The sequence below is a fragment of the Pseudarthrobacter sp. C1 genome, from assembly GCF_034720455.1.
GTDB lineage: Bacteria > Actinomycetota > Actinomycetes > Actinomycetales > Micrococcaceae > Arthrobacter.
This window is the reverse complement of record NZ_JAYESK010000001.1, coordinates 139351-155321: the sequence shown is the minus strand read 5'-3', so window position 1 is coordinate 155321 and position 15971 is coordinate 139351. Positions and strand designations below refer to the sequence as shown.

The following is a 15971-nucleotide window of genomic DNA, read 5'->3' as shown; positions in this document are numbered from 1 at the left end:
GCTCGCGGTCATCCAGAAGCAGATGGCGTGGAACAAGGCACGGAGGGCCGGCAACGGGCCCCTGGCAGGCCTGATGGCCATGGTCCAGTGGCTTCTGGCCCGCCTTAACGCCCTTCGTCCCATGCGCGCCTTCCGGCACTACACACTTCAGCACGGCCCGCTGATGAGCGCCGGCATCGGCTTCAACATGTTCTTCTCCATCACCGGCCTCCTCACCACCGGCTTCTCCATTGCCGGCCTGGTCCTGCGCGGACAGCCGGCACTCCTGGACACGATCATCAGCAGCGTCGCCCAAAGCGCGCCGGGACTCTTGAAGCTAAACGGGGGCAATGGCCTGGTTGACCCCCAGGACCTGCTGAACCCGGACGGTCTCGGCTGGACGGCGCTGATCGGTGCCGTGGTCACGGTCATCACGTCCCTGGGCTGGATCGCCGGCCTCCGGGACGGGCTGCGCGGCGTGCTGGAGCTGCCACCGCTGCTGGTCAACCCCATACTCATGAAACTCCGGGATGCAGGCACGTTGCTGCTACTGGGCGTGGCCCTGGTGATCAGCGCCGGAGCTTCCCTGGTGTTTGGAACCGCCGCCGGCTGGGTTTCCGACTTCCTGCGGCTCGATGATGCTGTTGCCGGTCCGCTGACCACGTCGATCAAGATCGCTGTCCCGCTGGTCCTGAACTGGGCTACCGCGCTCATCATGTTCCGGCTCGCGGGGAGCCTGAAGCTGGAGCGCCGGGCCCTGCTGGAAGGCACCATCCTGGCGGCACTGGGCACCACCACATTGCAGATCTTCAGCACCGAACTGCTGGCCGGGGCAGGGCGCAATCCCATCCTGGCGCCGTTCGCGATCATCATCGGCCTGCTGATCTGGTTCAACTTGGTGAGCCAGGTCTACCTGGTCTCAGCCGGCTGGGCCGCGATTCGGGAGGCGGACCTGCACGGCACCTCCGCCGGCCATGACAAGGGCACGTGGGGTGCCCGCCAGGTGCAGCCCGGGAAGGTGCCCGTGCATCCTGATGCGGGCTTCCCGGCTACTGCCCGGCGTCGAGGTACTGGTCGGCCCAGGCAGCAATGATGCGCGCGGCCCTGGCTGCCTGGCCTTTGCCGGTCAGCAGGTGGTCGCTGCCTTCGAGCGACACAAAGTTCCTTGGATGCCGGGCCGTCTGGAAGATGGTGCTGGCATTTTCGATTCCCACGGTGTTGTCCGTGGGGGAGTGGAGCACCATCAGCGGCTTGTGAAGCTGTTTGATGCAGTCCGTCAGGTCGGCATTCTCCAGGTCTTCCACGAAGTGCTTGCGGATCTCCACCCGCTTTCCGCCGAGGTCCACTTCGGCGCTGCCTTCACTCAGGATCTTGTCCAAAGCCGCGTCGAAGACATGTGCCACGTGCTTCGGTGAAAACGGCGCACCCACGGTAGCGACGGCGTCGAGCTCTGGAATTTCCCGGGCCGCCGCCAGGACCGCGGCGCCGCCGAAGGAATGGCCCACCAACAGGGAAATCGGCTTCCCTTCGCTGCGCATGAACTCCGCGGCCTTCACAGTGTCCGCCACCTTGTGGCTGAAGGAGCCGGCGGACCATTCTCCCGCGGAGCCGCCCAGGCCAAGGTTGTCGAACCGGAGCATGCCAACCCCGCTGTCCGCCAGTGCCTTGCACATCCGGGACGCGGACGGGCTGTCCTTTCCCAGCGTGAAACCGTGGGAGAACACTCCCCAGCCCTTGACGGGCCCCTCCGGAACGTCGATGATTCCCGAGAGCATCTCGCCGGTTGAGCCTTCAAAGGTTACTTTTTCGGAGCGGGACACCGCGTCCCCTTTCTGCTGTGCGTCTAAACCTGTAAACAACGACGGCGCCCTCCCCCTAAGTGGGGGACGGCGCCGTCGTCAGCTAAATCCTTTGTCAGATCTTGCGGGAGAGAATGGCCTGCTTGACCTCGGCGATTGCCTGGGTCACCTGGATGCCGCGGGGGCATGCCTCCGAGCAGTTGAAGGTGGTGCGGCAGCGCCACACGCCTTCCTTGTCGTTGAGGATCTCCAGGCGCATGTCGCCGGCGTCATCGCGGGAATCGAAGATGAAGCGGTGTGCGTTGACGATCGCGGCGGGGCCGAAGTACTGCCCGTCGGTCCAGAACACGGGGCAGGAGGACGTGCACGCGGCGCAGAGGATGCACTTGGTGGTGTCGTCAAAGCGCTCACGGTCCTCGGCGGACTGCAGGCGTTCCCGGGTGGGTTCGTGGCCCTTGTTGATGAGGAACGGCATGACCTCGCGGTAGGACTGGAAGAACGGTTCCATGTCCACGATGAGGTCCTTTTCCACCGGCAGGCCCTTGATGGGCTCCACCGTGATGGGCTTGGACGTGTCCAGGTCCTTGAGGAGCGTCTTGCAGGCCAGGCGGTTGCGGCCGTTGATGCGCATGGCATCGGAGCCGCACACACCGTGGGCGCAGGAGCGGCGGAAGGACAGCGTGCCGTCCGTTTCCCACTTGACCTTGTGCAGGGCGTCCAGGACACGGTCCGTGCCGTACATGGTCAGGTGGAAATCGTCCCACGTGGCTTCCTCGGAAACCTCCGGGTTGTACCGGCGGACGCGCAGGTGCACATCGAACGTGGGGATCTCGCCGCCACCGCCGACGCCGGCAGGCAGTTCAATCTTTGAGGCTGGCTCAGCGATTTCAGCGGTCATCTTTAGTACTTCCTCACCATCGGCTCGTAGCGGGTAAAGACGACCGGCTTGGTGGCCAGGCGGATGCCGGCAATTGACTCAGCCGATCCGTCCGCCGGCGCGTGGTCATCCTTGTACGCCATGGAGTGCTTCATGAATTTCTCGTCGTCACGCTCGGGGAAGTCCTCGCGGAAGTGTCCGCCGCGGGATTCCTCACGGTGCAGGGCGGCCACGGTCATGACCTTGGCCAGTTCCAGCAGGAAGCCGAGCTCAACGGCCTCAAGCAGGTCCAGGTTGAAGCGCTTGCCCTTGTCCTGGACGTTGATGCGCCTGTACCGCTCCTCGAAGGAAGCGATGTCGCGGAGGACCTGGTTCAGCGTCTCCGCCGTGCGGAACACCTGCATGTTGGCGTCCATGGTGTCCTGGAGTTCCTTGCGGATCACAGCCACCTTCTCGTCACCGCTGCCGTTGCGGGCTATATCCAGCAGTTCGGTGGTGTACGCCAGCGGGTTCTCGGGCAGTTCCACGAAGTCAGCCGTCTTGGCGTATTCTGCCGCGGCGATGCCGGCACGCTTGCCGAACACGTTGATGTCCAGCAGCGAGTTGGTGCCGAGGCGGTTGGAGCCGTGAACGGACACGCACGCAACTTCACCGGCTGCGTACAGGCCCGGGACCACGGTGTCGTTGTCCTGCAGGACCTCGGTGGTGATGTTGGTGGGAATGCCGCCCATGGCGTAGTGCGCGGTGGGGAACACGGGGACGGGCTCCGTGTACGGCTCCACACCCAGGTAGGTGCGGGCGAACTCGGTGATGTCCGGGAGCTTGGCATCGATGTGCGCGGGCTCGAGGTGCGTCAGGTCCAGGAGGACGTAGTCCTTGTTCGGGCCGCAGCCCCGGCCCTCACGGACCTCGTTGGCCATGGAGCGTGCCACGATGTCGCGGGGCGCCAGGTCCTTGATGGTGGGGGCGTAACGCTCCATGAAGCGCTCACCCTCGGAGTTGCGCAGGATGGCTCCCTCACCGCGGGCAGCCTCGGAAAGGAGGATGCCCAGGCCGGCCAGGCCGGTCGGGTGGAACTGGAAGAACTCCATGTCCTCCAGGGGGATGCCCCGGCGGAAGGCGATGCCCATGCCGTCGCCGGTCAGGGTATGCGCGTTGGAGGTGGTCTTGAAGACCTTGCCTGCGCCGCCGGAGGCGAACACCACGGACTTGGCCTGGAAGACGTGCAGTTCGCCCGAGGCGAGGTCGTAGGAGACGACGCCGGCAACGCGCTTCTGCTTGTAGGGCGTACCGTCCGCGCGGACAGCATCCTCTTCGACCGTCAGCAGGTCCAGGACGTAGTACTCGTTGTAGAACTCAACGTTGTGCTTGACGCAGTTCTGGTAGAGGGTCTGCAGGATCATGTGGCCGGTGCGGTCCGCGGCGTAGCAGGCGCGGCGGACAGGGGCCTTGCCGTGGTCGCGGGTGTGCCCGCCGAACCGGCGCTGGTCAATCCGGCCTTCGGGCGTGCGGTTGAACGGCAGGCCCATCTTTTCGAGGTCAAGCACGGCGTCGATGGCTTCCTTCGCCATGACCTCAGCGGCGTCCTGGTCAACCAGGTAGTCGCCGCCCTTAATGGTGTCGAACGTGTGCCATTCCCAGTTGTCTTCTTCGACGTTGGCAAGGGCCGCACACATGCCACCCTGCGCCGCACCGGTGTGCGAGCGGGTGGGGTAGAGCTTGGTCAGTACTGCTGTGCGCGCGCGCTGACCTGATTCGATCGCGGCGCGCATGCCAGCGCCACCGGCACCGACGATGACGACGTCGTACTTATGGACCTGCATACCAGATGCTCTTTCTCTCAAAATTCGCTATAAAACAACGGGCCGGCGTGGCCTGCGCCGCAAAACAGGGCCCGCGGTTGTACCCGCGGGCCCGGGGTGGTGCCGGTGCTAGGCAGGGCAGAATCCGCCAGGCAGGGGCACGCCGTCGACGACGGGGCAAGGGTCGAAGGTGAAGATCACCAGGGTGCCCAGGACGATGATGACGACGGTGGCCGAGTAGAGGACCGTCTTCAGCCAGCGGCGGGTTGAGTCCTTTTCGGCGTAGTCGTTAATGATGGTGCGGACGCCGTTGGTTCCGTGCAGCATGGCCAGCCACAGCATGGCGAGGTCCCAGAACTGCCAGAACGGGTCGGCCCACTTGCCGGCCACAAAACCGAAGTCGATGGCGTGGATGCCCTCGCCCACCAGGAGGTTCACAAAGAGGTGCCCGAAGATCAGGACCACAAGGACCACGCCGGAGAGCCGCATGAAGAGCCATGCGAGCATCTCGAAGTTGCCCTTGCTCCCGCCGTGACGGCGGTACTGCGGGGCGATCCGCCCGCTGCGCGGACTTTCGATGGTTGCACTCATGGCTTAGTGACCTCCGAGGGCGAGGGACAGGTGGCGGATGGAGAAGGCGACCATGGTGACAAGCCAGAGTGCAAGGACTGCCCACAGCATCTGCCGCTGGTACTTGGCGCCCTTCTTCCAGAAGTCAACCGCGATGATCCGCAGGCCGTTGAAGGCGTGGAAGACAATGGCGGCAACAAGGCCCGTCTCACCCAGGGCCATGAGGGGGTTCTTGTAGGCACCGATCACGGTGGTGTAGGCCTCTGGAGACACGCGCACCAAGGAGGTGTCCAAAACGTGGACCAACAAGAAGAAAAAGATCACTACACCGGTAATGCGGTGTCCTACCCAAGACCACATGCCTTCACGGCCGCGGTACAAGGTGCCAGCTGGTTTTGTCGGCACTGATAAACCTCCCTGCAACACAGCGGCGCTGGCATGAGATCCACGCGGGGGGAACGCCTGCTGCGAGAGCACTCGTAGCTCAGGCCTAAATCTAGGCTTCGCTGACAGCTTATTCAATTTAGGAGTTCCTTGGTGACCAGCAGTGGCGCGGATCCCGCGAAATTTTGAGACAAAGGACACACTCGCCGCGGCCAGTGCCGGGCATGGCTGCCAATTTGCCGTCCGGCAGGGGCCTGAACCGCTTGACGGAGGGTGCATTGCCCGTTCCGCTAAAGTAGGCGGTGATGAGTACAGACAAAGTGACAAGCCCGGCATCACCCCTTGACCGCTTCATCGCGGTGATCCCGGCCGGCGGCGTGGGGACCCGCCTCTGGCCCCTGTCACGCGCCGCAGCTCCCAAATTCCTGCACGACCTCACCGGCTCCGGCAGCACCCTGTTGCGTGCCACCTATGACCGGCTGCACCCGCTTGCCGGAAGCAAGGTGCTGGTGGTTACCGGGAAGGCCCACCGCGATGCGGTGTGCCGCCAGCTTCCGGAACTCGAGGATTCGGATCTCGTCCTCGAGTCCGAGCCAAAGGATTCCGCGGCAGCGATCGGCCTTGCCGCCGCGATCCTCCACGAGCGCGACCCCGACACGATCATGGGTTCCTTCGCTGCGGACCAGGTGATCAGCCCGGACCACCTCTTCCAGGAGGCAGTCCGCGAGGCAATCCACACTGCGGCTGCCGGCAAGATCGTGACCATCGGCATCAAGCCCACCCACCCGTCCACGGGGTTCGGCTACATCCGCTCCGGCCAGGCCCTTCACATCGACGGTGCTCCGAGCGCCCAGGACGTGGTGGAGTTCGTCGAGAAGCCGGACGAGCAGGTGGCCCAGCAGTACGTGGACAGCGGCAATTACGTATGGAACGCCGGCATGTTCGTGGCGCCCGTGGCGCTGCTGCTCAAGCACCTGGAAGCCAACCAGCCCGAACTGTTCGGCGGCCTGCAGGAAATCGCACGGGCCTGGGACACTCCCGAGCGGGACGAGGTCACCGCCCGCGTCTGGCCCACCCTGCCGAAGATCGCCATTGACTACGCGGTGGCCGAGCCTGCCGCCGAAGCCGGGGACGTCGCCGTCGTGCCTGGCTCCTTCCGCTGGGACGACGTCGGCGACTTCGCCTCCGTGGGCCGGCTCAACAGTGCCAAGGAAGTTGACGACGTCACTGTGCTGGGGGAAGGCGCGCGCGTCTTCACGGAAAACTCCAGCGGCGTGGTGGTCACCGACACCAAGCGCGTGATCGCCCTGATCGGAATCCAGGATGTTGTCATCGTGGACACGCCGGACGCGCTGCTGGTGACCACCATGGCCAACTCCCAGCGGGTCAAGGCCGCCGTCGACGCCCTCAAAGCCAGCGGGGATACCGACGTCCTCTGATGTAACGCGGCGACCGTGATGGCCGCTAATGCCGACACCCTCGCTAGAGTGAAACAGTGCGCAATTACACTACTGAAGCCGAGCCCACCGCCCTGGTGGCTCCGTGGCTCGAGCCGCTCCTGCCGGAACTGATCGACTTCCGCAGGGACCTCCACGCACACCCGGAACTCTCCTTCAAGGAATTCCGCACCACGGACAAGCTCGCCGAGCGGCTTGAAGCTGCCGGCCTCACGCCGCGCCGCCTGGAGGGCACCGGCCTCACGGTGGACGTGGGGGAGGGGCCCATTGCCACGGCACTGCGCGGTGACATCGATGCCCTGCCCATCATCGAGGAGACCGGCCTGCCGTTCGCCTCGAAGAACCACGGCGTCACCCACGCCTGCGGCCACGACGTCCACACCACCACCATGCTGGGCATCGCCCTGGTGCTGCACCGGATGCACCAGGACGAGCCGCTCGGCGCCACTGTCCGCATCATCTTCCAGCCGGCTGAGGAAACCATGCCCGGCGGGGCCCATGCCTGCATCGAGCAGGGCGTCCTGGACGGCGTGCCGAGGATCCTGGCCCTGCACTGTGATCCCCGGATCGACGTGGGCAAGATCGGGACGCGCATCGGCGCCATCACCTCAGCCTCCGACACCATCCGGATCGAGCTGTCCGGCCGCGGCGGGCACACGTCCCGTCCGCACCTGACGGAAGAACTCGTCTTTGCGCTGGCACAGATCGCAGTGAGCGTGCCCGCGGTGCTCTCGCGCCGGCTGGATGTCCGCAGCGGGGTGTCCGTGGTGTGGGGGCAGATCTCCGCGGGTTCGGCACCCAACGCCATTCCCGGCACCGGCTACATGGCGGGAACCATGCGGTGCCTGGACCGCGACGCGTGGCACGAAGCCGGCGAACTCCTGGACGAGGTGGTCCACCAGGTGGCCGCGCCCTATGGCGTGGACGTGCGGCTGGAGCACACCAGGGGAGTGCCGCCGGTAGTGAACTCGGAGCATGAGACGGCCATCATCGAAGCGGCCGCACGCGCCGAAATCGGGGAAAGCGCCGTGGTCCTGACCCCGCAGTCCATGGGCGGGGAGGACTTCGCGTGGTTCCTTGCCGAACTTCCCGGAGCCATGATGCGCTTGGGCACCAAGACTCCCGGCGGCGAGGAATACGACCTGCACCGCGGGGACTACATCGTGGACGAGCGGGCCCTGGGACTGGGAATCCGCGTTCTCACTGCAGCCGCGCTGCGCACCATCCGCGACATCTAATTCCGGGAAACGGGGTGTGCCCGATTGCGTCGGGCACACCCCCAAGACCACTTTCGGGCCGGAACAAGTAAGTTGTGCGCAACTTACTTGTGTACTATCGTTTCTGTCATGACTGACGCACCCCGGCTAAACCACCAGGTCTGCTTTGCGCTCTATTCCGCCTCCCGGGCTGCCACCGCCGTATACCGCCCGGTCCTCGAGGACCTGGGCCTGACCTATCCGCAGTACCTGGTGATGCTGGTGCTGTGGGAAAACGAACCGCGCGGCGTGAAGGAGATCGGCGAGGAGCTCGGACTGGACTCCGGCACCTTGTCGCCGTTGCTGAAGCGGCTGGAAGCCCTTGGCCTGTGTGAGCGGCGCCGGTCTGGCGAGGATGAGCGCCGTGTCGCCATCCATCTCACCTCCGCCGGGCGGAAGCTTAGCGGCAAAGCGGGCGCCATCCCGCAGCGCCTCGCCCAGGCCGCGGGACTTACTGCCGAGGAACTGGATCAGCTGCGCAACACGCTGGACCGGCTGACGGACGCCCTCCACAAGGCGAACTGACAGTTCAGTCAAAAGAACTTATTCAACCCCTACAGGACGGATACCACCCGTGAAACCTCTATACACTGCCGAGGCACTCGCTTCGGGCGAAGGCCGCGACGGCAATGCGCGGACGAACGACGGGAGGCTGGACGTTACCCTGTCCAGCCCCGTGGAGCTGGGCGGAACGGGCCAGGGCACCAATCCCGAGCAGCTCTTCGCGGCGGGCTACGCCGCGTGCTTCCACTCAGCACTCCGATTGGTGGGCCGCAAGGAGCAGGCCGACCTGACGGATTCCGCCGTCGCGGCCAAGGTGCACCTGGGCCAGCTGGACGGCGCCGGGTTCGGACTCGCCGCTGAACTGGAGGTGGCGCTCCCTGCCCTGGACCTGGCAGCCGCCGAGGCGCTGGTGGCCAAGGCTCACGAGATCTGCCCCTACTCCAACGCCACCCGCGGCAACATCAGTGTGGACATCAGGATTCTGGAGTTCGCCGCATGAGCGCCGGAACCTTGCCCGCCAGCACCCGCGAAATCCAACTCGCCTCCCGCCCGGTAGGGCGGCCAACCCCGGATAACTTCCGGCTGGCCGAGTCCCCGCTGCCTGAACTTGGTGACGGACAGGTCCTGGTGCGCAACCTGTTCATCTCCGTGGACCCCTACATGCGCGGCCGCATGAATGACGTGAAGTCCTATTCAGCGCCGTTCGCCCTGGGCAAGGCGCTCGACGGCGGCGCGGTGGGTGAGGTGATCGCGTCCCGTTCCGATGAGCGAAAGGAGGGGGACGTCGTCGTGCATTCACTCGGCTGGCGGGACTATGCGGTGGTGGACGCCGCGGCCGCCACGCCTGCCCGCACCACACTTGCCCCGGCGTCCGCGTTCCTCGGCGCCCTGGGCATGACCGGCCTTACCGCCTATGCCGGGCTGCTCAAGGTTGCCCGGTTCGCTCCGGGAGATGCCGTCTTCGTCTCCGGCGCCGCAGGGGCAGTCGGTTCGCTCGTAGGCCAGATCGCGAAGGCGATGGGCGCTTCCCGCGTCATCGGCTCGGCAGGTTCCCCGGCCAAGGTGGCACGGCTCCTGGAGCTGGGCTTCGACGCCGCCTTCGACTACCACGACGGGCCTGTGCGCGGCCAGCTGGAACAGGCCGCCGGCCTCGGCGGCATTGATGTCTACTTCGACAATGTGGGCGGAGAACACCTCGAGGCCGCACTGGCCGTCCTCAACGTTGGCGGGCGGGTGGCGATGTGCGGGGCCATAGCCCAATACAACTCCACCGAACCGACGCCTGCGCCCCGCAACCTGATGCTGGCCATCGGCAAGCAGCTCACGCTTAAGGGGTTCCTGGTGGGCGGCCAGCGGCAACACGCCGCGGAGTTCGCCGAAAAGATGGCGGGCTGGCTGGCTGACGGCACGGTCCGCTATGACGAGACGATCGTGGACGGGCTGGAAAACGCCCCGCAGGCGTTCATGGACCTCCTGGACGGGGCCAACACCGGAAAGATGCTGGTGCGCCTTTAGCCAGGCGCCGCGACCTGCGGCCGCCATGGCCAACCGATAGGGGTGCCGCTAACAGGCGGTGCCCCTACTGGTTGGTAACAACTTGTAAACAATCTTCGGGATACCCTGCGGCTGTGCTACGGGACGTGGCGCAGGCCACTAAAGTGAGTGCCATCAGTGCGCTCCGGCGCAGTGCTGCGTGCCCTCAGTGACAACAGAATTTCAGTGTAGAAACGGACACTCATTGAATTCGAGCCGTAGCGCCACTCTCTTCATCCTGGAGGAAAATTGAAGGAATCACTGCGTGCAAGTTTCAAGCGCGGTTCAATGGCCGGCGTGGCTACCCTAGGTGCTTCGGCGCTCGTGTTGACCGCCTGTGGCGCAGCCCCGGAAGCCGGAAGCACCTCAACTGCAGGAGCCAGCGACTACACCGGCTGCATCGTTTCCGACTCCGGCGGGTTCGATGACCAGTCCTTCAACCAGTCCTCCTACGAGGGTCTCAAGAAGGCCGAGAAGGACCTGGGCATCAAGGTCAACCAGGTGGAGTCAAAGACCAACAACGACTTCGAACCCAACCTCAGGGCGATGGTTACGGCCGGCTGCGACCTCACCGTCACCGTGGGCTTCCTGCTCGGCGACGCCACCAAGGCGCAGGCAACGGCCAACCCGGACAGCCACTTCGCCATCATCGACTTCGGCTACGCGACGCCCATCAGCAACGTCAAGCCGATCATCTACGACACCGCCCAGGCAGCCTTCCTTGCCGGCTACCTCGCTGCAGGGACCACCAAGACCGGAACGGTTGCCACCTTCGGCGGCATCAAGCTTCCCACCGTCACCATCTTCATGGACGGCTATGCGGACGGCGTGAAGTACTACAACGAAAAGAAGGGCAAGGACGTCAAGCTCCTTGGCTGGAACAAGGAAGCCCAGGACGGCAGCTTCACCGGTGACTTCGAGAAGCAGGACGTCGGCAAGCAGCTCACCCAGAACTTCCTGGACCAGGGCGCGGACATCGTGATGCCCGTGGCCGGTCCGGTAGGCAAGGGTGCAGGCTCTGCGCTCAAGGAAGCCAAGGCGGCAGGCAAGGACGTCAAGCTGATCTGGGTGGACTCCGACGGGTTCCTCACGGCACCTGACTACAAGGACATCATGCTGTCCTCGGTCATGAAGCAGATGGGCGACGCCGTGGAGGCAGTCGTCAAGGAGGACAAGGAAGGCAAGTTCAGCAACACGCCGTACGTTGGCACCCTGGCCAACGAGGGCGTCCAGCTGGCCCCGTTCCACGACCTCGACTCCCAGGTCCCGGCCGAACTGAAGTCCGAGCTGGACCAGATCAAGAAGGACATCATCGACGGGAAACTGAAGGTCGAGTCCGCGGCAAGCCCCAAGGCCTGACCCCGCCTGAGCGCCACCCCCGGCCGGTAACCGACTGGCCGGGCGGTGGCGCTTTTTTGCTGGCTGCCCCCACCTGGCCGCAGCCTGCCTTTCCCATGACTGCACCCACTAGGCTTGGTGCTGCAGCCACATATCCCGTCCGGTCGATCACTGGACGCTTCGAGATTGGTCAGAGTTTTGAAACTTGAACTCCGAGGGATCACAAAACGCTTTGGCACCCTGGTGGCGAACGACCACATCAACGTGGTGGTGGAATCCGGACAGATCCACTGCCTGCTGGGTGAGAACGGGGCCGGAAAATCCACCCTCATGAATGTGCTGTACGGGCTCTACGAACCGTCTGAGGGCGAGATCCTGGTTGACGGCACGCCAGTTTCCTTCCGCGGACCGGGAGACGCCATGGCGGCGGGCATCGGGATGGTGCACCAGCACTTCATGCTGGTTCCCGTCTTCACGGTCGCCGAGAACGTGGCGTTGGGCGCCGAGCCCACCAAGGCCGCGGGCTTCCTCAACCTCGACGAAACGCGCCGCCGGATCAAGGAGATCTCGGACCAGTACGGCTTCGACGTGGACCCGGACGCGCTGGTGGAGGACCTGCCGGTGGGCGTCCAGCAGCGGGTGGAAATCATCAAGGCGCTGGTCCGCAATGCCAGGGTCCTCATCCTGGACGAACCCACCGCCGTCCTGACACCGCAGGAAACGGACGAACTGCTGGACATCATGCGCCAGCTCAAGTCCGGCGGAACGTCCATCGTCTTCATATCCCACAAGCTGCGGGAAGTGAAAGCAGTCTCGGACACCATTACGGTGATCCGCCGCGGCAAGGTGGTGGGGACGGCTGACCCCGCTGCGTCCACTACCGAACTGGCCTCCATGATGGTGGGCCGTGCCGTCAACCTCAAACTGGATAAAGCACCGGCCCGGCCGAAGGAAAAGACGTTCGAGGTCCGGGACCTTACCGTCATCGCTCCCAACGGCCAGCACGTCGTGGACGGCCTGAGTTTTGAGATAGCCAGGGGAGAGATCCTTGCAATTGCCGGCGTCCAGGGGAACGGCCAAACCGAGCTGACGGAGGCGATCCTCGGCCTGCAGGAGCGGGTCCACGGCTCCATCCTGCTGGACGGGCAGGAGCTCGTGGGCCGCAGCGTCAAAGAGGTCCTGAACGCAGGAGTGGGCTTCGTGCCCGAGGACCGCTCCGTTGACGGCCTTATCGGCACTTTTTCGATTGCCGAGAACCTGATCCTGGACCGGTACGATCAGGCCCCCTTCGCAAAGGGCATCAGCATGAGCCCTGCCAAGGTGCTGGAAAACGCAACCTCCCGGATCGAAGAGTTTGACGTCCGGACCCCTTCAGGAGCCCTTGCCGCCGGAACGCTTTCCGGCGGCAACCAGCAGAAGGTAGTGATGGCCCGCGAGCTGTCCCGTCCGCTGCGCCTGTTCATCGCCTCCCAGCCCACCCGCGGCGTGGACGTGGGGTCCATCGAATTCCTGCACAAGCGGATCGTGGCTGAACGCGACCAGGGCACGCCCGTCATGATCGTCTCCACCGAACTTGACGAAGTGATGGAACTGGCCGACAGGATCGCCGTGCTCTACAAGGGCAAACTGGTGGGCGTGGTTCCGGCCGGAACCAGCCGCGACGTCCTGGGCCTCATGATGGCGGGCATCCCGCCGGAGGAACACACGGCCCCGACAGGCAGTGAACAGGATCCCGCCGCCACCACGGCTTCCGTATCCGACGCCGAAGGAGGCGACCATGTCTGACACGCATCCCCCCAAGCACGCGGCCGGCGAGCCTGGCCCCGAGGCGCAGGAGTCCGCTGTCCCGGACGAGCGGACGGCCGCCGTCGTGGCCGTTGATACTGCCGGCGGGGTCATGGAACCATCCGCCGTTCCGGCCACCGCCCAAAGCGGAAAGATCCCCGGCGGTCCCGACACCCTGCTGCGCAAAATCTTCACCGGCAGCGGCATGGTCTCCGTCCTGGCGGTCCTGCTGGCCCTCATCATCGGCGGGCTGCTGATCGCCAGCACCGACAAGCAGGTGGCCACCACCTCCACGTACTTCTTCGCACGGCCCACTGACTTCCTGTCCGCCGTCTGGAACGCGGCCACGCGTTCCTACATCGCCCTGTTCCAGGGTTCGGTCTTCAACCCCCGCGGCAACAGCGTTGCGGCCCAGTTCGCGCCGTTCATGGAGACCCTCACCATCGCCACCCCGCTCATCACGGCCGGCCTGGGCGTAGCGCTGGCCTTCCGCGCGGGGCTGTTCAACATCGGCGCCCAGGGCCAGATCATCGTGGCCGGCATCCTGGCCGCCTGGGTGGGTTTCGCGCTCGACCTTCCCGTGGGCCTGCACCTGCTCCTGGTCCTGGCGGCAGGCATCATCGGCGGCGCCTTCTGGGGCGGGCTCGTCGGCCTCCTCAAGGCCCGCACGGGGGCCCACGAAGTCATCCTGACCATCATGTTCAACTACATCGCGCTGTACTTCCTGCGGTACCTGCTGAACACTCCGGCGTTCCAGCGGCCGGGGGAGTCGAACCCCATCTCGCCCATCCTGGACCCTACCGCTGTCTACCCGCAGATCTTCGGCACCCAGTACCGGCTCCACCTCGGCTTCCTCCTGGCCATAGCCACCACCGTCCTGGTCTGGTGGCTCCTCAACCGCTCCACCGTGGGCTTCGAATTCCGCGCAGTAGGCGCAAACCCCAAGGCGGCGCAGACAGCGGGCATCAACGTGTCCCGCTCCACCATCCTGGTGATGGCACTCGCCGGCGGGCTGGCGGGCATGTCCGGCGTCGCCCAGGTGGCGGGCACGGAGAAGGTCCTTACCGACGGCGTTGCCGCCACCTATGGCTTCGACGCCATCACAGTGGCCCTGCTGGGGCGTTCGACGCCGTGGGGCACCTTCGCAGCCGGCCTGCTGTTCGGCGCCTTCCGGGCCGGGGCGGTCCAGATGCAGATCCAGACCGGCACGCCCATCGACATCGTCCTGGTGGTCCAGTCCCTGATCGTGCTTTTCATTGCAGCACCGCCCCTCGTCAGGGCCGTATTCGGCCTCAACCCGCGGCGCAGGAAGCCGGCCAAAGCCGGCAAGTCCCGTAAGGCAGCAACCACCGGAGGTGCAGCATGAGCACAACAGTTTCCTCGCCCCGCTCCGGAAAACCGCAGCCGGAGGACGCCTCAGCGAAGGCAGGTTCCGCCCTCTCCGGCAAACCCGTCAGCTGGCGGACGCCGGCGATGCTCACGGCCTTCGGCCTGATCGCCCTGGTGTTCTTCGGCCTGATGGCCCCCAACCAGACGGCCAGCTTCGGCATCTCCACAGGGGAAGACTTCTTCCAGCTGCCGGCCCTGGCGGTCAACGCGGCTGCCGGCGGCATCGTGCTGTCCGTCCTCCTGCTGGGGCTCGCCGCCTATGCGGTGTACCTCAAGACCAAGGACATGCCGGCCCCGGGCTGGCTGACGGTGACCTTCATCGTCCTGTTTACGGCCGCCTTCCTCATCTGGGTGGTGGGCGGCGCCCGCACCCCGAACATTTCGCTGGCCGGCCTCATCGCCGGCTCGGTGACCCTCGCCGTTCCGCTGGTGTTCGGATCACTGTCCGGCGTCCTCTGCGAACGGGTGGGCGTGGTAAACATCGCCATTGAGGGCCAACTGCTGGGCGGTGCGTTCACCGCCGCCATTGTGGCCAGCATGACGCAGAACCCCTTCATCGGGCTGCTGGCTGCTGCCGTGGCCGGTGCAGTGGTGTCCATGGTGCTGGCACTCTTCAGCATCAAGTACCTGGTGAACCAGATCATCGTCGGCGTGGTCCTGAATGTGCTGGTTTCGGGTGTGACCGGGTTTCTGTTCAGCACGGTGATGCAGGCCAACAAGGCGCAGTTCAACTCGCCCCCGGGGCTGGACATCATCGAAATCCCCGTCCTGTCCAGCATCCCCGTGATCGGCCCCATCCTCTTCCGGCAGTCCCTGGTTGGCTACCTCATGTACATCGCCGTCCTGGTGGTCTGGGTGGGCCTGTTCAAGACACGTTGGGGCCTCCGGGTGCGCGCCGTGGGCGAACACCCGCAGGCCGCGGACACCCTGGGCATCAACGTGAATGCCACCCGGTTCTGGAACGTCACCCTTGGCGGCGCCGTGGCCGGCATCGGCGGCTCCTTCTTCACCCTGGTGGCCATCGACAGCTTCACCAAGGAGATCTCCGGCGGCCGCGGCTTCATCGCCCTGGCAGCCCTGATCTTTGGCCGGTGGAACCCGATCGGAGCCTTCTTCGCAGCGCTCCTGTTCGGTTTCGCGGACAACCTCCAGAGCATCGTCACGATCATCGGCACGCCCGTTCCAAGCCAGTTCATGGCCATGCTCCCGTACCTGGTGACGGTCCTCGCAGTGGCCGGGCTGGTGGGCAAATCCCGGGGACCGGCGGCCAGCGGCATCCCCTATGTCAAGGGCTGACG

The 15971-nt window shown here is 65.3% G+C and carries 15 protein-coding genes; 10 read left to right on the top strand and 5 right to left on the bottom strand.

What is annotated here, in order from left to right; genetic code table 11:
- The first annotated feature begins 22 nt into the window (after positions 1–22).
- Positions 23–1072: a YihY/virulence factor BrkB family protein gene (locus U7114_RS00685; protein WP_157242630.1), complete on the top strand. Its 1050-nt coding sequence runs from the start codon at positions 23–25 to the stop codon at positions 1070–1072.
- On the opposite strand, the gene U7114_RS00680 is transcribed toward U7114_RS00685, so the two are convergent.
- The 5 genes from U7114_RS00680 to sdhC all read right to left on the bottom strand — a co-directional run bounded on the left by U7114_RS00680 (position 1029) and on the right by sdhC (position 5432).
- Complete coding sequence (locus U7114_RS00680) at positions 1029–1799, bottom strand: alpha/beta hydrolase (protein WP_323056242.1); 771 nt, start codon at positions 1797–1799, stop codon at positions 1029–1031. The two genes, U7114_RS00685 and U7114_RS00680, sit on opposite strands and share 44 nt — an antisense overlap.
- Before the next feature lie 94 nt (positions 1800–1893).
- Complete coding sequence (locus U7114_RS00675; RefSeq protein ID WP_104997174.1) at positions 1894–2676, bottom strand: succinate dehydrogenase iron-sulfur subunit; 783 nt, start codon at positions 2674–2676, stop codon at positions 1894–1896.
- A 2-nt stretch (positions 2677–2678) separates the two neighbouring features.
- Entirely contained in the window at positions 2679–4478 is a 1800-nt protein-coding gene (sdhA, locus tag U7114_RS00670) for a succinate dehydrogenase flavoprotein subunit (RefSeq protein ID WP_157238758.1), read from the bottom strand.
- Between the two features lie 108 nt (positions 4479–4586).
- A complete protein-coding gene (locus U7114_RS00665) occupies positions 4587–5048 on the bottom strand; it encodes a succinate dehydrogenase hydrophobic membrane anchor subunit (protein WP_157238757.1) in 462 nt (153 codons plus the stop codon).
- Between the two features lie 3 nt (positions 5049–5051).
- Positions 5052–5432, bottom strand: a complete 381-nt coding sequence (gene sdhC, locus U7114_RS00660) for a succinate dehydrogenase, cytochrome b556 subunit (RefSeq protein WP_104997177.1) — start codon at positions 5430–5432, stop codon at positions 5052–5054.
- Between the two features lie 284 nt (positions 5433–5716).
- On the opposite strand from sdhC, the gene U7114_RS00655 reads away from it, so the two are divergent.
- From U7114_RS00655 to U7114_RS00615, 9 genes are all read left to right on the top strand, one after another.
- Entirely contained in the window at positions 5717–6850 is a 1134-nt protein-coding gene (locus tag U7114_RS00655; RefSeq protein WP_157238756.1) for a mannose-1-phosphate guanylyltransferase, read from the top strand.
- Positions 6851–6906: 56 nt separating this feature from the next.
- Positions 6907–8106: an amidohydrolase gene (locus tag U7114_RS00650; RefSeq protein WP_321215706.1), complete on the top strand. Its 1200-nt coding sequence runs from the start codon at positions 6907–6909 to the stop codon at positions 8104–8106.
- A 108-nt stretch (positions 8107–8214) separates the two neighbouring features.
- Complete coding sequence (locus U7114_RS00645; RefSeq protein WP_157238755.1) at positions 8215–8649, top strand: MarR family winged helix-turn-helix transcriptional regulator; 435 nt, start codon at positions 8215–8217, stop codon at positions 8647–8649.
- Positions 8650–8698: 49 nt separating this feature from the next.
- A complete protein-coding gene (locus U7114_RS00640; RefSeq protein ID WP_323056241.1) occupies positions 8699–9127 on the top strand; it encodes an organic hydroperoxide resistance protein in 429 nt (142 codons plus the stop codon).
- Positions 9124–10143, top strand: a complete 1020-nt coding sequence (locus U7114_RS00635; RefSeq protein WP_323056240.1) for an NADP-dependent oxidoreductase — start codon at positions 9124–9126, stop codon at positions 10141–10143. Before U7114_RS00640 ends, U7114_RS00635 begins: the two co-directional genes overlap by 4 nt.
- 267 nt (positions 10144–10410) lie before the next feature.
- A complete protein-coding gene (locus tag U7114_RS00630) occupies positions 10411–11520 on the top strand; it encodes a BMP family lipoprotein (protein WP_416235532.1) in 1110 nt (369 codons plus the stop codon).
- A gap of 177 nt (positions 11521–11697) precedes the next feature.
- Positions 11698–13284, top strand: a complete 1587-nt coding sequence (locus tag U7114_RS00625) for an ABC transporter ATP-binding protein (protein ID WP_321215710.1) — start codon at positions 11698–11700, stop codon at positions 13282–13284.
- The gene (locus U7114_RS00620; RefSeq protein WP_157238752.1) at positions 13277–14650 is read left to right on the top strand and encodes an ABC transporter permease; all 1374 of its coding nucleotides are present in this window, start codon (positions 13277–13279) and stop codon (positions 14648–14650) included. The genes U7114_RS00625 and U7114_RS00620 overlap by 8 nt, the downstream gene beginning before the upstream one ends.
- Positions 14647–15969, top strand: a complete 1323-nt coding sequence (locus U7114_RS00615; protein WP_323056239.1) for an ABC transporter permease — start codon at positions 14647–14649, stop codon at positions 15967–15969. The genes U7114_RS00620 and U7114_RS00615 overlap by 4 nt, the downstream gene beginning before the upstream one ends.
- The last annotated feature ends 2 nt before the right edge of the window (positions 15970–15971 follow it).